Below are 16,990 nucleotides of genomic sequence, written 5' to 3'. Positions count from 1 at the left end.
GGGTTTACCAGTTGCCGACATCCTTGGCCTCGCCCGTGCCGCCTGGCGCGCCGTCCGATCCCAAGGTGAAGATGTCGTAATCGCCATGCTCGCCTGGCGCTTTCAGCGCATAGGGCTTGCCCCAGGGATCGATGAGCGCGCTTTCCTGCGGCAGATAAGGGCCGTTCCAGGCGGCCGCGCCCGGCGGCGCCTTGACCAGCGCCTGCAACCCCGCGTCGGCGGGCGGCAAGCCGCCATTGTCGAAGCGGTAGAGTTCCATGGCCGACGCAATATTCTTGATCTGCACCTTTGCGGTCTGGCTTTTGGAGCTGCCCAGATAGCGCAGCGCCTGCGGCGCGACGATGGCGGCGAGCAGTCCCAGGATCGCGATCACGACCAGCAGTTCGAGCAGGGTGAAGCCGCCTTCGCCGGGGCGGCCGGGCCGATGCGGGGGGCGGGGCGAGGATGGCATGGTTACTCCAGGGCGAGATCGTTGAAACCCAAAATGGCCGTCATGATCGACCCGATCACGGTCGCCACGATGATTCCCATCACCACGGTGATGACCGGCGTCAATATTGTGACAAAGCGTTTCAGTTTGACGGCAATTTCGTCATCCAGCGCATCCGCCAGCCGTTCCAGCATGGCGTCGAGCCGCGCCGTCTCCTCCCCCGTCCGCATGAAGCTGATGGCGAGGCGCGGGAACAGGCCCGATTCGGCCGCCTGTTGCGAAAAGGTCGCACCCTCGCGCACCCGTTCGACGATGCGGGCGACGGCATCCGCCATCACCTGGTTGCCGATCGTGCGCTGCGCCAGCGCCAGCGCGGGGGCGAGCGCCACGCCGCCGCTCAACAACGTGCCCAACACGCGCGCGAACCGGCCCGTCTCGATCCGGCGGATGAGGTCGCCGATTCGGGGCAGGGCGATCAGCCGCCGGTCGAGCATGGCGCGGGCGGCCGGCTGACGCAGCCAGCTTCGCACCAAAAAGCCGATACCGACCAGCGCGCCCAGCATCAGCAGGCCATAGGCGCGGAAGGTGCGGCTGGCGTGCATCACGATCTGCGTCATCGGCGGCAAGCGGTCCTCGCCGCCCGCGAACAACCCTTCGAACTGGGGCACGATGAACAGCAGCATCAGAATGATGACCGACAGGCCGATGCCGGTCAGAATGATGGGGTAGATCAGCGCCGACACGATGTCGCTGCGCAGCTTCTGCGCGCGCTCCAGCGTGGCGGCGAGCTTGCCCAGCGCGGCGGGCAGGGTGGCGCTCGCTTCCCCCGCCGCGATCATCGGCGCGGTGAGCGGGGGAAAGCCGGCACGCGCGGCGGCCAGTGCCTCCGACAGGGGCGTGCCTTCCTTCACCAGGCCGTGGATGGCGGACAATTGCTGGCGCAGCGCCGGCGACTCGGCATTGTCGATGGCGATGGCGAGCGCCCGGTCGAGCGACAGGCCGGCGTCGAGCAATGTCGCCAGCTCGCCGAACAGCTTGGCCACATGGCGGGGGTCGAGCTTCGCGCCACCGCCGTCCTTCCGCGCGGCGGCCGCGGTCACGCCGATCGGTCGCAGCCCTTGGTTGCGCAGCAGCGCGACCGCCTGCGCGGCGCTGCCCGCCTCGACCGCGCCTTCGCGCATCGCGCCGCTGGCGGTCGCGGCGCGATAATGGAATTGAGGCATGGCGACCTAGCTTTCCCGCGTCACGCGCAGCACTTCCTCGACCGTCGTAACGCCGAGCGCCGCCTTGGCAAGCCCGTCCGCCAGCATCGATCGCAAGCCTTCCTGCTCGGCGGCGCGGTGGATGTCGCGCGCTTCGGCGCGCGCGATGATGAGGTCGGCAATCGCCTCGCTGATTTCGAGCAGTTCCACCACCGCGCTGCGCCCGCGATAGCCCGACTGACCGCATTCGTCGCAGCCGACCGGGCGGCGGAAATCCGCGTCGGCGGGCAGCGCCGCGATCAGCGCCGGCTCGATCCCGGCCGCCTCGAGCTGGGCATGGACATGCGGCACTGGCGCGTTGCAGGCGGGGCAGAGACGGCGCACCAGCCGCTGCGCCAGCACCGCGTTCAACGTGCTGGTAAGCAGGAACGGCTCCATCCCCATGTCGAGCAGGCGCGTGACCGCTGCCGCCGCGCTGTTGGTGTGCAGGGTCGACAGGATGCTGTGCCCGGTCAGCGCCGCCTGCACCGCGATCTGGGCGGTTTCGAGATCGCGGATTTCGCCGACCATGATGACATCCGGGTCTTGCCGCAGGAAGGAGCGCAGCGCCGAGGCGAAGGTGAGGCCGATGCCGGGCTGCACCTGGGTCTGGCTCACCCCCTTGAGCCGGTATTCGATCGGATCCTCGACCGTGAGTATCTTGCGACCGGGCGTGTTGATCTGGTCGAGCGCGGCGTAGAGGCTCGTCGTCTTGCCGCTGCCGGTGGGACCGGTGACCAGCGTGATGCCATGCGGCTTGCCGATCGCTCGCAGCACCGCCCCGGTCTGGTCCTCGGTAAAGCCCAACGCGGTGAAATCGAGCGCGACACTTGAGCGGTCGAGCAGGCGCATGACGACGCTTTCGCCATGGATTGTCGGCGATGTCGCGACGCGCAGGTCAATCTCGTGCCCGCGCACGGCAAGGCGCAGCCGTCCGTCCTGCGGCAGGCGGCGCTCGGCGATGTTGAGCGAGGCCATCACCTTGATACGCGCGACCATCGCCTGCTTCATGGCGGCGGGCAGCGGCGCCATTTCGCGCATCACCCCGTCGACGCGGAAACGGACGGCCAGTCCGTCCTCCATCGGCTCCAGATGAATGTCCGAAGCCTGCATCTCGCCCGCGCGGGCGATCAAGCGGTTCACCGCGCGGATCACCGGCGCATCGCTCGCCTGATCCTTGAACCGCTCCAGATCCCCCTCGTCCAGCATATCGGTGTCGGGGTCCGGGCTCTGTTCGGCCTGGCCGTAAAGCCGGTCGAGCGCGGCGTCGATGTCCGACGACATGCCGATCGCCAGCCGCACCGGCGCGCCCGTCAGGAACGAGAGGGCGTCGCGCGCAAAGGGATCGAGCGGGTTGGCGACCGCGATGAGCAACCGCCCATCCTCCTCCGCAATCGGCAGCACATGCTGGTCGCGCAGGAAGCGCGGCGCGAGGATGCCGATGCCCAGCGGTTCGTCGGGAAATTGCTGCGGCAGCATGATGGGGATGCCAGTGGCGGTGGAAAAGAAGCGCGCCAGTCGCTGTTCCGAAACCATGCCGAGCCGCGTGACCACGGTCTCGATCCGGTCGCCGGTTTCCTGCTGCACCTGGAGCGCGCGATTGCCGAGGTCGCGCGTCAGCAGCCCGCCCGCCACCAGCCGGTCGATCACCCGTCCACAATGATAGGGCGATGAGGGAGAATCCCCCTGCTCCCGCTTAGCCGCCTTCGCCGACGCCCGCATCCTGATTTCCGACCCCCGATTGACCGCCGGCCCCACCCGACGGGATTGACCCGATCCCCGTCCCAGACAATTTTTACCTTGCGCTCAGCAACTTGGCCGCTGGCGAATCAGCTAATCATCGGACGTTGGTAAATGTCATAAAAATGTTACCGACGTCATGTTTATGAGCTTCCGCAAGACTCGGCAATAATTGTTTCGCGCCGGACCTTGTGAGGAAAGAGGGGGTGCTCTTTCCGGGGATAATGGGGGCACGATCTTGAGGGGCCAGGACTAACTTATTCTTCCTGGCGGAGTTTTCGAGACTATTACAATTTTGTGACCGATTGTTTTCGGAATGATGTCGCATGCCCAATTGGCATGACGACCCACTTCTATTGTCTATTGGAGGTTCATGATGCTTCGTAAAGCCTATCTTCTGGGCACTGCCGCGGCGTTCGTCGCCGGCAGCATGTCCGCCATCGCCGGCGCGCAGACCGTCGATACCGTCTATGGTAACGGCGCGTCGCTGCCCGCTCCCTATTTCCGCCAGGCCGCTGACTGCTACAGCGTCAAGACCGACCTGATCTTCGACGGCAACCCGCCCGTCGTGCAGACCGTTCCGGACTTCAACTATACCGGCACACCGGCGCAGGATTGCGCGACCACCGACTATATCGCCAATGACCAACTGGTCTACAAGTCGACCGGTTCGGGCGCCGGTATCGCCGCCTTCTTCAGCCATGATCCGGTCCGCGCGGGCGACATCAGCCCGGCCGACGGCGTGCAGCTGTTCCCGACCATCAACTATGCGCTGTCGGAAACCTCGCTCGGCACCAACGACATTGCGGCGTACAATAATGGCGGCACCGTCCAGGGCGTGACCGTCGTCGCCCCCGGCGTGACCCCCGGCACCGGCCAGTATCGCAACCCCAAGGAAGCCTATGGCGCCGCGATCCAGTTCCCGCTGCTGATCGCGCCGGTGACCATCGCCTATGATCCGGTTTACAAGAAGATCCGCAATGGCGACGGCAGCATCAGCGAATATAGCCTGAACCTGCGCTACCCGCGCGCCGACGGCTCGGGCGGCCTGCGCCTCAGCCAAGCCGCTGTCTGCGCCATCTTCAACGGCGACATCGTCAACTGGGGCGATAGCCGTCTCAAGGCGCTGAACGGCAACCGCTCGTTCGTCGACCTGAGCGATCCGGGCGCGTTCACCGTGCCGCTGCAGATCGTCGGCCGTGAGGACAGCTCGGGCACGACCTCGCTCTGGACCCGCTTCCTCGCCAACGCCTGCGCCAGCTACACCGGCAACGCCTATGCCGACTCGACCAGCCGCCTGCCGGGCGTTTATGTCGACTCGTCGGGCGCGACCCGCACCACCAGCTCGCCCAAGGATCTGGTCGGCGCGGTCTGGAACAAGAGCTCCAGCAACGCCGGCTCCGGTCGTGTGTTCTACGCCGGCAACGACGCCGAAGTCGCGGGCAAGTACACGCTCGCCAACGGCAATGACGGCGTCGCGAAGTATATCGACTTCACCGCCGAGCCGAGCGCGACCGCGGGCGCTCTCGTGCGTCAGGGCCGCATCGGCTATGTCGGTCCCGACTTCGTGCTGCCGGGCGTGCTCTACACCCAGGCGAACAACTACAACCTCCAGACCGCCGACGTTCAGAATGTCGCCGGTGCCTATCGCGCTCCGACCGCAACGACGCTTCGCGCTTCGTTCGGTTCGATCCTGCCGCCCGAATCGGACGCCAACGGCAATTATGTTCCGAACACAGCTTGCCTGAGCGGCGACGTTTCGGCCTCGTGCCGCAACCAGCCGCAAGATTGGGTCCAGGCGGCGTCGAAGAACGCCCCTCTCGCCAATCCGACCGGGTCGCTGGCCTACCCCATCGTGGGCACGTCGAACATGCTGCTCTACAGCTGCTATGCGTCGGACGCCGCTCGCACCCCGCTGGTCGGCTTCCTGAGCTTCTACTTCAAGAGCGCGACCATCAACAATACGTCGCTGGGTCTGCTGGCCTCGTCGGGCTTCCAGCCCATCCCCACGGCGTGGCGCAAGGCGATCACCGACAGCTTCGTGACCTCGACCGACCCGAACGGCACCCAGCTGACGATCGCCCGCCGTGGCGCTCGCGCCTGGTGCCCGAGCACCGTCATCGGCGGCTGATCGCCTCTTTGACTTGAATGCAGGAGGCCCGGCAGTATCTGCTGGGCCTCTTTGCCTTTGTCAGCTCTGCGGTTGACCTTCATAGAATGAGAAAGCGAACCATGCGCTCCTTGCCGATGCTGCCCGGCGTCCTGTTGGCCTTTTACCTTTCATGGGGCGCTGGGCCAGCCTTGGCCGAGCAAGCCCAGACTTCAGACATTCCGATGAACGAGGCCGCCCCCCAGGTGCCGGCGGGGCCGGTGCCGCTGCGGACGCTGCAATGCCATGTGCGGCACGCGACCAATATCGATCCGACGGCCAACCAGTCGGAAGCCGACATCCTCTATTCGGACGAGGCCGACTTCACGCTGGAGCTTGGCGCGGCACAGGTGCCGCTCGCGGCCGGCCTCGGCACCGCCAATGCGGGCGAAACGCCGCCGGCCAGCTATCGGATCGCGGCGGACCCGCAAAATCTGTTCGCCATGGCGGGGCCTAGCTTCGACCGGGTCGCCGATTATTGGCCCAAGCATGTCGAAGTCGGCAAGACGATCATGGGCAAGGCCTTTTCCTTCATCCTGCTCGACGCCGTGGAGGGCGATCCGACGCATATGACCGCCTTTGTCTCGCGCGCAGCGGATGCGGTCGCGATCGACCTTGGCTGGATCTACCGGGGCCGGTGCGAATTGGGCCAGTCGGCCCGCTGACAAGCTGAGCGGTCTTCCGTGACGGCGGCATATTCGCCATCGTCCATCGCTCTGGCGCGTTTGGACAGGGGGCGTCCCGAAACTCTTCATCGACGCAGGCGGCCACCAGAAACGGTCTTCGATACGGGATCGAGCAGGCCACCGGCGGAAGGAAGCCAGCTCTGGGGGATTTGCGCGCGTGCATTGGCGTGACCCTCAAGGCTCCATACCTGGTCGGTGCGCGCCAAGCGCTTCGGTCGTGATCCCGATCCCTCAGGCGCGCGACCTGTTTCGCACCGACTATGAAGGCGCGACCTTCCGCGCGGATCTGGGGCTGTCCGATCCGCACAATCGCTACACGGCGCAGCGCTTGGCGCAAAGTGCGGCCTTACCGGACCATCCCGCCGCCTTGACGGGCGACGGGATGCCTATATTCAGAGCGGCGCGCAGGCGGCGCCGAGCCAATCGCGCGCGGGGCCGTCGAGTTGCGGGCCGACCACGGCCACAACCTGGGCATGATAGGCGTCGATCCAGGCGCGTTCCTGCGGGCTCAGCAGATCGACGGCGATCAGCGTGCGGTCGATGGGCGCGAAGGTGAGCGTCTCAAACCCTAACATCGCCTTTTCCGCGCCGGGGATCGCGCGCTCCTCCACCAGCACCAGATTTTCGATACGGATGCCATATTCGCCGGTCTTGTAATAGCCGGGCTCGTTGGAGAGAATCATGCCGGGCACGAGCGGCTCGTCGCCGCCGCCGAAGGTAGCGATGCGCTGTGGCCCTTCATGCACGGACAGGAAGCTGCCGACGCCGTGCCCTGTGCCATGGGCGTAGTCCAGCCCCTCGGCCCAGAGATACTGGCGCGCCAGCACGTCGAGTTGGCCTCCCCGTGTTCCCTTCGGGAAAGTCGCGCGGGCGAGCGCGACATGGCCTTTCAGCACCAGGGTGAAGCGGCGGCGCATCTCGTCCGTCGGGGTGCCGATGGCAATGGTACGGGTGACGTCAGTGGTGCCGTCGCGATACTGGCCGCCCGAATCGACCAGATAGAGGCTACCGCTCTCGATCGGGCGGTTGGTCTTTTCCTCGACGCGGTAATGGACGACCGCGCCATTGGGCCCGGCGCCGCTGATCGTGTCGAAGGACAAATCCTCCAGCAGGCCCGTTTCCTTGCGGAACGCCTCCAGCCGGTCGGCGGCGGCGATTTCGGTGAGGCCGCCCTTGGGCGCTTCGACCGCGACCCAGTGGAGGAAACGGCTGAGCGCCGCGCCATCGCGCGCTTGCGCCGCCTTGTGCCCGGCGATCTCGGTGTCGTTCTTGATCGCCTTGGGCAGCACGGCGGGGTCGCGCAGGGGGAGCACCGTCGCGCCGCCCTGCTCCAGCGCCTCGAAGATGGCGGCGACGGCGCGTTCGGGATCGGCGACGACGGTCTTGCCGGCGAGGTCGGCGAGCGCGTCGGCGAAGGCAGAGCGGTCATGGATGCGGACGGCGTTGCCGAGATGCTGGGCGACCGCCTCGTCCATCTTCTCCGGCGCGACATAGAGGTCGGCGGTCGCGTCGGCATGGACGATGGCATAGGCGAGCGCGACCGGCGTGCGATCGACATCCTTGCCGCGGATGTTGAAGGTCCAGGCAATCGAATCGAGCGCGGAGAGGATAGCGGCGTCGGCCTTCTTTTCGGTCAGCCAGTCGGCCATTTCGGCGCGTTTTTCCGCAGCGTTCCGCCCGGCGAAGCGGTCATGATGGACGACCAGCTTGGCGCTGCTCGGCGCGGGGCGATCGGGCCAGATGGCGTCGACCGGATTGGTGTCGACCGCGACCAGTTCCGCGCCCTTCTCCGCCAGCGCTTCGGTCGCCTGTTTCACCCAGCTGCTTGTATGAAGCCAGGGGTCGTAGCCGATCCGCGCGCCCTTCAGCGCATGATCCTTCAGCCAGGCGGCGATCGAGGTCTGCGGCACGCTCTGATACTGCCAGTGCGTCCCGTCCACCTGCTCGCGCACCTGGAGCGTGTAGCGCCCGTCCACGAAGATCGCCGCGTCCTGCGGCAGCACGACCGCGCTGCCGGCCGATCCCTGAAAGCCCGTCAGCCAGGCGAGCCGCTGGGCATAGGCGCCGACATATTCGCTCATATGCTCGTCGGTCAGCGGCACCACGAAGCCGTCGAGCTTCTGCCGCACGAGCTGTGCGCGCAGCGCCTTCAGGCGGTCTTCATAACTGGACATCAAAATTTCCCTGGATTCAATCGGCCCTTGCACCGGGCATGAAGGCGACAACATAGAGAAGCACAAGCGCTTATGCCAGCGCATCACCTGCCTTAGCCATGGATAGTGAATGACCGATAAAATCCTGCCCCCTGTCGCCCAGCGCCGCCCGCACAGCTTCGCGCGCCATGGGATCACGATCGAAGACCCATGGGCATGGCTGCGCGACCCCGGCTATCCCGAGGTTAAGGACAAGGATGTGCTCGCCTATCTGGAGGCAGAGAACCGCTGGTTCGAGCGCGCGATGGAGCCGCGCAAACCGCTGATCGACGCGCTGTTTCAGGAGATGAAGGGGCGCATCAAGGAGGATGATAGCTCCGTCCCGCAGAAGGATGGCGACTATATCTACTGGCGCGCGTTCGAGAAGGGGGCGCAATATCGCAAATGGTATCGCAAGCCGGTGGCGGGCGGGCCGGATCAGCTGATCCTGGACGAACCCGCGCTCGCGCAAGGGCATGACTATTTCCGGCTGGGGGCGATGTCGGTCAGTCCCGACGGGCGTTACCTCGCCTACGCCATCGACACCGACGGATCGGAACGGTTCGAGGCGCGGATCAAGGATCTACTTTCCGGCGAGATCCTGCCTGAGGTCATTCCCGATACATTGTCCTCGCTGGTCTGGACGTCCGACAGCAGGGGCCTGCTCTATGGCCTGGCCAACGAGAATTGGCGGACGGACAATGCGCGGCTGCACTGGCTGGGGCAGGATGTGGCGAGCGATGTCGAGCTGTTCCACGAGGACGATGAAGGGTTCCGCGTCTCGATCGGGCTGACGTCGTCCGAAAAATGGATCGTGATCGCGACCGGGGACCATGTGACGAGCGAAGCCTGGCTGGTGCCGGCGGATGATCCCACCGCGCCGCCCTTGCTCGTGTCGGCGCGGCAGCCGGGGCGTGAATATGATGTCGATGAGCATGACGGCTCGCTCTACATCCGCACCAACGATGCCCATCCCAATTTCCGGCTGGTGAAGGCGTCGCTTGATACGCCGGGCGAGTGGGAAGAAGTGATCGCGCCGGACACGCATTTCTACCTGACCGATTTCACCCTGTTCAAGCGTTTCTATGTAACCGAAGGGCGGCAGGATGGGCTCGATCAGATCGAACTGCGCGACTACGCGACGCACACCCCCAAGCGCATCCCGTTTCCGGAGGCGAGCTATTCGGCCTCGCTGGACGACAATCCCGAATATGACGTGACAAAGCTCCGCATCGGCTATGAATCGATGGTCACGCCCGACACCATCTATGACTATCATCTGGAGAGCGGGGCGCTGGAGGTGCTGAAGGTCCAGGAAATCCCCTCGGGCTACGACGCCAGCCGCTACGCGACCGAGCGGTTGATGATAGCGGCGCGGGACGGGACCGAGATTCCGGTCTCGATCGTTTATCCCAAGGACTTGCCCCGCGACGGGAGCGCGCCGCTGCATCTTTACGGTTATGGCGCCTATGGCATTGCGATGGAGCCGGGCTTTTCGACCAGTCGGCTGTCGCTGCTCGACCGGGGCTTCGCCTTCGCGCTCGCGCATATCCGGGGCGGCGACGACCTCGGCCAGCAATGGTATCTGGACGGGAAGCTCGACAAGCGGACCAATACGTTCACCGATTTCGTTGATGTGGCGAAGGGGCTGATCGAGCGCGGCTACACCGCCAAAGGCCGGATCAGCATTTCGGGCGGATCGGCCGGCGGCGAGTTGATGGGCGCGGTCGCCAACAGCGATCCCGACCTGTGGGGCGCGGTGGTGGCGCATGTGCCGTTCGTCGATGTTCTGAACACGATGCTGGACGAAAGCCTGCCGCTGACGCCGGGCGAATGGCCCGAATGGGGCAACCCGATCGAGGACGAGGCGGCGTTCCGCACGATCCTGTCCTACGACCCCTATAGCAATGTGACGGCACAGGATTATCCGCCGCTGCTGGTGACGGCGGGTCTCAACGATCCGCGTGTCACTTACTGGGAGCCGGCCAAGTGGGTGGCGCGGCTGCGTGCGACCAAGACCGACGGCAACGCGCTGCTGCTCAAGACCAACATGGGTGCGGGCCATGGCGGCAAGTCTGGGCGGTTCGAGAGCCTGCACGAGACGGCGGAGGAATTCGCCTTCATCCTGTGGCAACTGGGGATGGCGACCTGATGGCGTCGAGCTTCACCAAGGAGATCACCGCGCTCCCCCAGCATATCGACGAACTCGGCCATGTGAACAATGCCGTCTGGGTGCAATGGATGGAGCAGGTGTCGGTGGAGCATTGGCGGCGCGACGCACTTCCGGCGCATGTCGACGCCTATATCTGGGTCGTGACGCGGCACGAGATCGATTATCGCGGCAATGTGACCGAAGGCGAGACCGTCACGGCGCGGACCTGGATACCGGAGGGGCCACGCGGCGCGCGATTCGACCGGCTGATCGAATTTACCGGGCCAGACGGCAAGGTTAAGGTCGCGGCACGATCGACCTGGGCGATGATCGACAAGCAAAGCGGCCGGCTGATGCGTGTATCGGCGGAAGTCGCCGCGCCTTTCCTGAACGCAGGATAAAGGAACCGCAAGACAAGGGCGCACGTTTCTCCGGCCGTCATCACCAATGACAGGAGAGAAACATGAAGAACATCTTCGGGTCCACCATGGGCGGCCTGCTCGCCGCCTCCGCTCTTGCCCTGACCGCCACGCCGGCTTTTGCCGGTGACGAGGAACGCGCGCTCGCCGCCATTGCCCAGGCGCAGGGCAAGCTGGATGCGGCGAGCCGGATTAATGCATCGCCTGAACTGATCGCCCGCGCCCAGGCGTCGTTGCGCCTGGCGAAGGAGCAGTATCAAAGCGGCAAGGAGCAGAAGGCGATCGCCTCCGCGCTGGACGCGCAGCAGGCCGCCGACACCGCCATCGGCGAGAGCAAGCAGAGCGCCGACATGAGCGCGCAGGCGCAGACCGAGGCGACGCTGAGCGCGCAGCAGCAGGCTGACTCCGCCAATGCCCGCGCCGATGCCGCCGAGCAGGCTGCCGCTTCGGCCGCCGCCGATGCCGCCGCCGCCCGGAACGCCGCCGCTGCCGCCGCCAACCGCCCCGCCACCACAACGGTGACGACCGAGACTGTCAAGACTGCTGCCGCCGCGCCGCGCCGCACCACCGCGCCGCGCAAGATCGTCCGCAAGACGACCACGACTGCGCCGCGCACTGCCGTCGCCGAGCAGACCACCACGACGGTGACGACGCAGAACTGATCCCGTCCGGCGCCCTCCTTCAGGAGGGCGTCGCGACCTCGAATATATCCTCAACTCCCGCTTCGCTCCGCATGTCGGCTCGCTCGGCCGCCTGCCGCGTCCACATGGCGGCATAGAGGCCATCCGACCGGACGAGGTCGGCATGGGTGCCGCGTTCCACGATGCGGCCCTGATCCAGCACGATGATCTCGTCGGCGTCCACCACCGTCGAAAGGCGATGCGCCACGACCAGCGTCGTGCGCTGGCGGCTGATGTCGCGCAGCACGGTCTGGATTTCGGTTTCGGTGCGGCTGTCTAGAGCGCTTGTCGCTTCGTCCAGCACCAGGATCGGCGGGTCTTTCAGCAAGGTCCGGGCGATGGCGACCCGCTGCTTTTCACCGCCCGACAGCTTGAGGCCGCGTTCGCCGACGCGCGTGTCATAGCCCTGCGACAGGCCCATGATGAAGTCGTGGATCTGCGCCGCGCGCGCCGCCGCCTCGATGTCCGCCTGGGTCGCGCCCTGCCGGCCGTAGGCAATGTTGTAGCCGACGGTATCGTTGAACAGCACCATGTCCTGCGGCACGATTCCGATCGCGGCGCGCAGCGAGGCCTGCGTCACGGTAGAAATGTCCTGCCCGTCAATACGCACCCGCCCGCCCTGAATGTCGTAGAAGCGGAAGAGGATGCGGGCGATGGTGGACTTGCCCGCGCCCGACGGGCCGACGATCGCCAGCGTCCGGCCCGCCGGCACGGTGAAGCTGACGCCGTGGAGGATTTCGCGTTCCGGGTCATAGCCGAAATGCACATCCTCGAACCGCACTTCGCCCCCCGTCACCGCCAGCGCGGGCGCGGCCGGCGCGTCGGCGATCTCCGCCTGGGTGTCGATCAGCTTGTACATCGCCTCCATGTCGATGAGGCCCTGGCGGATGGTGCGATAAACCATGCCGAGCAGGTCGAGCGGCCGGAATAGCTGCGAGAGAAGCGTGTTCACCAGCACGACGTCGCCGGTCGAGAATTGCCCCCGGCTCCAGCCCCAGACGGTATAGGCCATCGCGCCCGCCATCATCAGGTTGGTGATGAGCGACTGGCCGATGTTGAGCCAGGCGAGGCTGTTCTCGCTCTTGACCGCCGCGCGCGCATAGCGGCGCATGGCGTCGGCGTAGCGATCCGCCTCCCGCTGTTCCGCGCCGAAATATTTGACCGTCTCGAAATTGAGCAGGCTGTCGACGGCATGGGCGACGGCGTTGGTGTCCATGTCCACCATGTCGCGGCGCAGCTGGTTGCGCCATTCGGTGACGGTGCGGGTGAACCAGATATAGAGCGCCACCATCGCCAGCGTGGCGACGACGATCTCCACCCCGAACTTGACGAGGAAGATGGCGCACACCGCCACCAGCTCCAGCACGGTGGGGGCGATGTTGAAGAGGAGGAAATAGAGCATCGTGTCGATGCTCTTGGTGCCGCGCTCGACGATCTTCGTCACCGCGCCGGTGCGTCGGTCGAGATGGAAGCGCAGCGACAGGCGGTGGAGATGGACGAACACATCGTCCGACAGGCGGCGGCCGGCCTCCTGCCCCACCTTCTCGAAAACGGCGTTGCGGAGATTGTCGAAGAGAACGCCGCCGAAGCGGGCACCGGCATAGGCGACGACCAGCGCCATGGCGAGCCCGGCAGCGGGTTCGAGGCCGGGCGCCATCCGGTCCACCGCCGCCTTGTAGGCGAAGGGCATGAGCAGCGTCACCGCCTTTGCCAGCAGGACGAAGGTCATGGCGAGCACGACCCGGCGGCGGAGCGCGGGCGCGTCCGCCGGCCAGAGATAGGGCAGGAAGCGGCGGAGCGTCTGCCAGATCGGGGGCAGCGGCGTTGTGTCGGGCGTCGAAGGCGGCATCGGTCCCATGTAGGGATTTGTCGGGCCTGGTTACAGCAGGGATTTGGCGGGCGGGTGGGTCGGCGCGAAGTTCACACCATGGCCCGCATTTTTCGCGCGAAGCGCTCGCCTTGCGCTCGCAAAGCGCCCCCGACGCGCCACGGACGCGCCGCCGACGCGCCTCTTCCATCAGGCGCGCCGGGTGGCAGAGGCGGTCAACGCGCCGAGCGCGAGCGGGTGCGCGTGGTAATGGTCATACATGGCGAGCGCCTCGTCCCAATTCGCGTCGAATTCTGTGCCGGCAAGGCGACGGCGCAGGCGATGCGCGCTCGACGGCGACATGCCGACCGCCCGCGCCGCATCCCGCACCGAGCCGCTCTGAAGCAGCGCTGCGAGGAAGCGGGCCTGGAGGGCGGGCGTCCAGTGGCCGCGTGACGCGGCGCGGGGACGGGACGGATTGGGGTGGGGGTTCTGATCCATCTTTGAGGGTGGACCAGAGTTTTTCCTATTAGGAAAGGTGGTCGGCGCGGTGCTGGCGGAACCAGTCGGCAAGCTCTTCTTCGGAGAGGGTGCCGGCGGCGAAATCCAGCATCGTGCGCGTGGCGTCGGCGGGGTCGAAGCCGATGGCGACCTCGTTCAGCTTCAGGAACAGGCGCGCAAGAACCCATCCCGTGCGCTTGTTCCCATCAACGAAGGGATGGTTGCGGACGACGCCGAAGGCATAGGCGGCGGCCAGCGCACAGGCATCATCCTCGCCATAATTCCAGCGGTTGATGGGACGGGCCAGCGCGGATTCCAGCATGGCAATATCGCGCACGCCTTCTCCGCCGCCATGTTCGGCAAGCTGGCGATCATGGATGGCGAGCGCGACCTTCCGGTCGATCCAGATCGGCTCCTGCCGGCCGTCGTTCATCTACTTGGCGAGGACGCGCAATATGTCGCGATCTTCGCGCATGATTTCCTCGGCAAGCGCCATCTTCGTCTCGAAATCGGGATCGCCAGCGGTCAGCCGCACGCCCTCTGGGGTTTCGGTGGCGTAAAGCGTGTCGCCCAAGCCGACGCGGAGCTGCGCCAGCAGTTCCTTCGGCAGGATGACGCCGGCGCTGTTGCCGATCTTGGTGATTTTGAGGGGCATGTTCATACGCGGGTTATAACATGCTCGTTTTGAGCTGGTCAATTGTGGTCTAACTGATTCCCCAGCCCTGCTTCACGGAGCCTTGCTGACCAATCTGGAGGGCAATTCCGCGCCCGAATGCAATCAACCTCACCTACATGCATTGCATCCATCATCCGGATGAATTCTTCATCGGTTTCTGGTTGCCGCGCTACGTAGCAATGGGAATAGCTGCCATCAGGGAGCCAAGCCAGCAAGTCTGCCGCAACATCCTCCCAGACGCCGCAACTGATGCAGCAGCCATCCTCGACATAGAAGGTGCCCGGCACATTGGCGGGATGAGGCGGACGCGGTACGTACGGAGATAGCCCTGCCTTTGTCGGGGTGAACCGTCGTAACAGTTCACCTAACCAACGCCGGATCACAGCATGCGCATGTTAGTCATGCTCCCGTCCCCCAGCGCCCATATACAGCTCGCTGCCCGTTTCCTTGAACAGCCGGCTCATCTCCTCCATGCCCTTGAGCGCGGCCGCGCGGCTGGCTTCCGCCACTTCCGCGCCGGTTAGGCCCGCTTCGAGGAAGCCGTCGGCGGGCTGGTTCTTCTTCGCGGCGAAGTCGCGCACTTCCTGCGTGATCTTCATCGAGCAGAATTTGGGGCCGCACATCGAGCAGAAATGGGCGGTTTTCGCGCCTTCGGCCGGGAGCGTCTGGTCGTGATATTGCTCGGCGGTGTCGGGGTCCAATGACAGGTTGAACTGGTCGCGCCAGCGGAATTCGAACCTCGCGCGGCTCAGCGCGTCGTCGCGGACCTGGGCGGCGGGGTGGCCTTTCGCCAAGTCGGCGGCGTGGGCGGCGAGCTTGTAGGTGACGACGCCGACCTTCACGTCGTCGCGGTCGGGCAGGCCCAGATGCTCCTTGGGCGTGACGTAGCAGAGCATCGCCGTGCCATACCAGCCGATCTGCGCCGCGCCGATGGCGCTGGTGATATGGTCGTACCCCGGCGCGATGTCGGTGGTGAGCGGCCCCAGCGTATAGAAGGGCGCTTCGCCGCACACCTGCAGCTGCTTTTCCATATTCTCCTTGATCTTGTGCATGGGCACATGGCCGGGCCCTTCGATCATCACCTGAACGTCCTGTTTCCAGGCGCGGTGGGTCAGTTCGCCCAGCGTATAGAGTTCGGAGAATTGCGCTTCGTCATTGGCGTCGGCGATCGAGCCGGGGCGCAGGCCGTCGCCCAGCGAATAGGCGATGTCATACGCCTTCATGATCTCCGTGATCTCGTCGAAATGGTCGTAGAGGAAGGATTCCTTGTGATGGGCGAGGCACCATTTCGCCATGATGGAGCCGCCGCGCGACACGATGCCGGTGACGCGCTTCGCCGCCATCGGGATGTAGGCCAGGCGCACGCCCGCATGGATGGTGAAATAGTCGACGCCCTGCTCGGCCTGCTCGATCAGCGTGTCGCGGAAAATGTCCCAGGTCAGCTCCTCGGCGATGCCGCCGACCTTCTCGAGCGCCTGATAAATGGGGACGGTGCCGATCGGGACCGGCGAGTTGCGCAAGATCCACTCGCGCGTGTCGTGGATGTTGCGGCCGGTGCTGAGGTCCATCACCGTGTCCGCGCCCCAGCGGATCGACCAGACCAGCTTGTCGACTTCGCTTGCCACGTCCGAGGCGACGGCCGAATTGCCGATATTGGCGTTGATCTTCACCAGGAAATTGCGGCCGATCGCCATCGGCTCCGATTCCGGGTGGTTGATGTTGGACGGGATGATGGCGCGGCCGCGCGCGACTTCATCGCGGACGAATTCGGGCGTCACATAGTCGGGGATGGACGCGCCGAAGCTCTGGCCGTCGCGGACATATTCCGCGAGGCGGGCGCGGCCGAGATTTTCGCGCTCGGCGACATATTCCATCTCGGGCGTGATGATGCCGCGGCGGGCATAGTGCATCTGCGATACGTTGCCGCCGGCCTTGGCGCGGAGCGGCTGGCGGACGACGTTCGGGAAGGGCTGAACGCCGCCGGTGCGATCCGGGCCTTTGAGGCCGTTATCCTCCGGCTTCACCGCGCGCGCCTCATAGGCTTCCACGTCGCCGCGGCCGATGATCCAGTCGCGGCGCAGCGCGGGAAGGCCCGCCATGATGTCGATGCGCGCGTTGGGATCGGTATAGGGGCCGGACGTGTCATACACCCGGACCGGCGGCTCGCCGCTGGAGGGTTCGAGGTCGATTTCCCGCATGGCGACGCGGAGCGGGCCGACATGGATCTTGCGGCTGCCACGGATGGGGCCAGTGGTGACGCGCATTTCGGTGCGGGCGGGAACGTCTGCCATGAAAAACTCTCCTTCGGGCGGAAAGA

General features: G+C 65.7%; 14 protein-coding genes. 5 read left to right on the top strand and 9 right to left on the bottom strand.

Annotated features, from left to right (window positions below; genetic code table 11):
- Positions 1-4: 4 nt before the first annotated feature.
- The 3 genes from gspG to ACETPF_RS12100 are packed head-to-tail and all read right to left on the bottom strand — an operon-like array spanning position 5 to position 3,393.
- Positions 5-451 carry a type II secretion system major pseudopilin GspG gene (gene gspG / locus ACETPF_RS12110; RefSeq protein ID WP_373934738.1) on the bottom strand — a complete coding sequence of 149 codons (447 nt, stop codon included), beginning with the start codon at positions 449-451 and terminating at the stop codon, positions 5-7.
- Positions 452-453: 2 nt separating this feature from the next.
- Positions 454-1,653, bottom strand: coding sequence for a type II secretion system F family protein (locus ACETPF_RS12105; protein ID WP_373934737.1), 1,200 nt, complete (start codon positions 1,651-1,653; stop codon positions 454-456).
- Between the two features lie 6 nt (positions 1,654-1,659).
- Positions 1,660-3,393: a GspE/PulE family protein gene (locus ACETPF_RS12100; protein WP_373934736.1), complete on the bottom strand. Its 1,734-nt coding sequence runs from the start codon at positions 3,391-3,393 to the stop codon at positions 1,660-1,662.
- 391 nt (positions 3,394-3,784) lie between these two features.
- On the opposite strand from ACETPF_RS12100, the gene ACETPF_RS12095 reads away from it, so the two are divergent.
- Positions 3,785-5,542 (top strand): substrate-binding domain-containing protein, encoded by a 1,758-nt coding sequence (locus ACETPF_RS12095; RefSeq protein ID WP_373934735.1) that lies wholly within the window; start codon positions 3,785-3,787, stop codon positions 5,540-5,542.
- A gap of 203 nt (positions 5,543-5,745) precedes the next feature.
- Entirely contained in the window at positions 5,746-6,225 is a 480-nt protein-coding gene (locus tag ACETPF_RS12090; RefSeq protein ID WP_373934733.1) for a hypothetical protein, read from the top strand.
- A 413-nt stretch (positions 6,226-6,638) separates the two neighbouring features.
- Here the strand turns inward: ACETPF_RS12090 and ACETPF_RS12085 are convergent, their stop codons facing one another.
- The gene (locus ACETPF_RS12085) at positions 6,639-8,420 is read right to left on the bottom strand and encodes an aminopeptidase P family protein (RefSeq protein ID WP_373934732.1); all 1,782 of its coding nucleotides are present in this window, start codon (positions 8,418-8,420) and stop codon (positions 6,639-6,641) included.
- Positions 8,421-8,529: 109 nt separating this feature from the next.
- On the opposite strand from ACETPF_RS12085, the gene ACETPF_RS12080 reads away from it, so the two are divergent.
- The 3 genes from ACETPF_RS12080 (at position 8,530) to ACETPF_RS12070 (ending at position 11,671) form a co-directional block, all read left to right on the top strand.
- On the top strand, positions 8,530-10,590 hold the full coding sequence (locus ACETPF_RS12080) for a S9 family peptidase (protein WP_373934731.1): 2,061 nt from the start codon (positions 8,530-8,532) through the stop codon (positions 10,588-10,590).
- Entirely contained in the window at positions 10,590-10,991 is a 402-nt protein-coding gene (locus tag ACETPF_RS12075; RefSeq protein WP_373934794.1) for an acyl-CoA thioesterase, read from the top strand. The genes ACETPF_RS12080 and ACETPF_RS12075 overlap by 1 nt, the downstream gene beginning before the upstream one ends.
- Positions 10,992-11,053: 62 nt before the next feature.
- On the top strand, positions 11,054-11,671 hold the full coding sequence (locus ACETPF_RS12070) for a hypothetical protein (protein WP_373934729.1): 618 nt from the start codon (positions 11,054-11,056) through the stop codon (positions 11,669-11,671).
- Between the two features lie 19 nt (positions 11,672-11,690).
- Here ACETPF_RS12070 and ACETPF_RS12065 read toward each other — a convergent pair whose 3' ends face one another.
- The 5 genes from ACETPF_RS12065 to thiC form a co-directional block, all read right to left on the bottom strand.
- Positions 11,691-13,538: an ABCB family ABC transporter ATP-binding protein/permease gene (locus ACETPF_RS12065; protein WP_373934728.1), complete on the bottom strand. Its 1,848-nt coding sequence runs from the start codon at positions 13,536-13,538 to the stop codon at positions 11,691-11,693.
- Positions 13,539-13,706: 168 nt separating this feature from the next.
- Positions 13,707-13,997, bottom strand: coding sequence for a LysR family transcriptional regulator (locus ACETPF_RS12060; RefSeq protein WP_373934727.1), 291 nt, complete (start codon positions 13,995-13,997; stop codon positions 13,707-13,709).
- A 28-nt stretch (positions 13,998-14,025) separates the two neighbouring features.
- On the bottom strand, positions 14,026-14,430 hold the full coding sequence (locus tag ACETPF_RS12055; protein WP_373934726.1) for a type II toxin-antitoxin system death-on-curing family toxin: 405 nt from the start codon (positions 14,428-14,430) through the stop codon (positions 14,026-14,028).
- Complete coding sequence (locus tag ACETPF_RS12050) at positions 14,431-14,658, bottom strand: AbrB/MazE/SpoVT family DNA-binding domain-containing protein (protein ID WP_373934725.1); 228 nt, start codon at positions 14,656-14,658, stop codon at positions 14,431-14,433.
- 410 nt (positions 14,659-15,068) lie between these two features.
- Positions 15,069-16,964, bottom strand: coding sequence for a phosphomethylpyrimidine synthase ThiC (gene thiC / locus ACETPF_RS12045; protein WP_373934724.1), 1,896 nt, complete (start codon positions 16,962-16,964; stop codon positions 15,069-15,071).
- Positions 16,965-16,990: the final 26 nt, after the last annotated feature.

It is taken from the genome of Sphingobium agrisoli (assembly GCF_041877245.1).
Taxonomy (GTDB): Bacteria; Pseudomonadota; Alphaproteobacteria; order Sphingomonadales; family Sphingomonadaceae; genus Sphingobium.
Note: the sequence above shows the minus strand (reverse complement) of the source record. Positions and strands in the feature narration are given on the sequence as shown.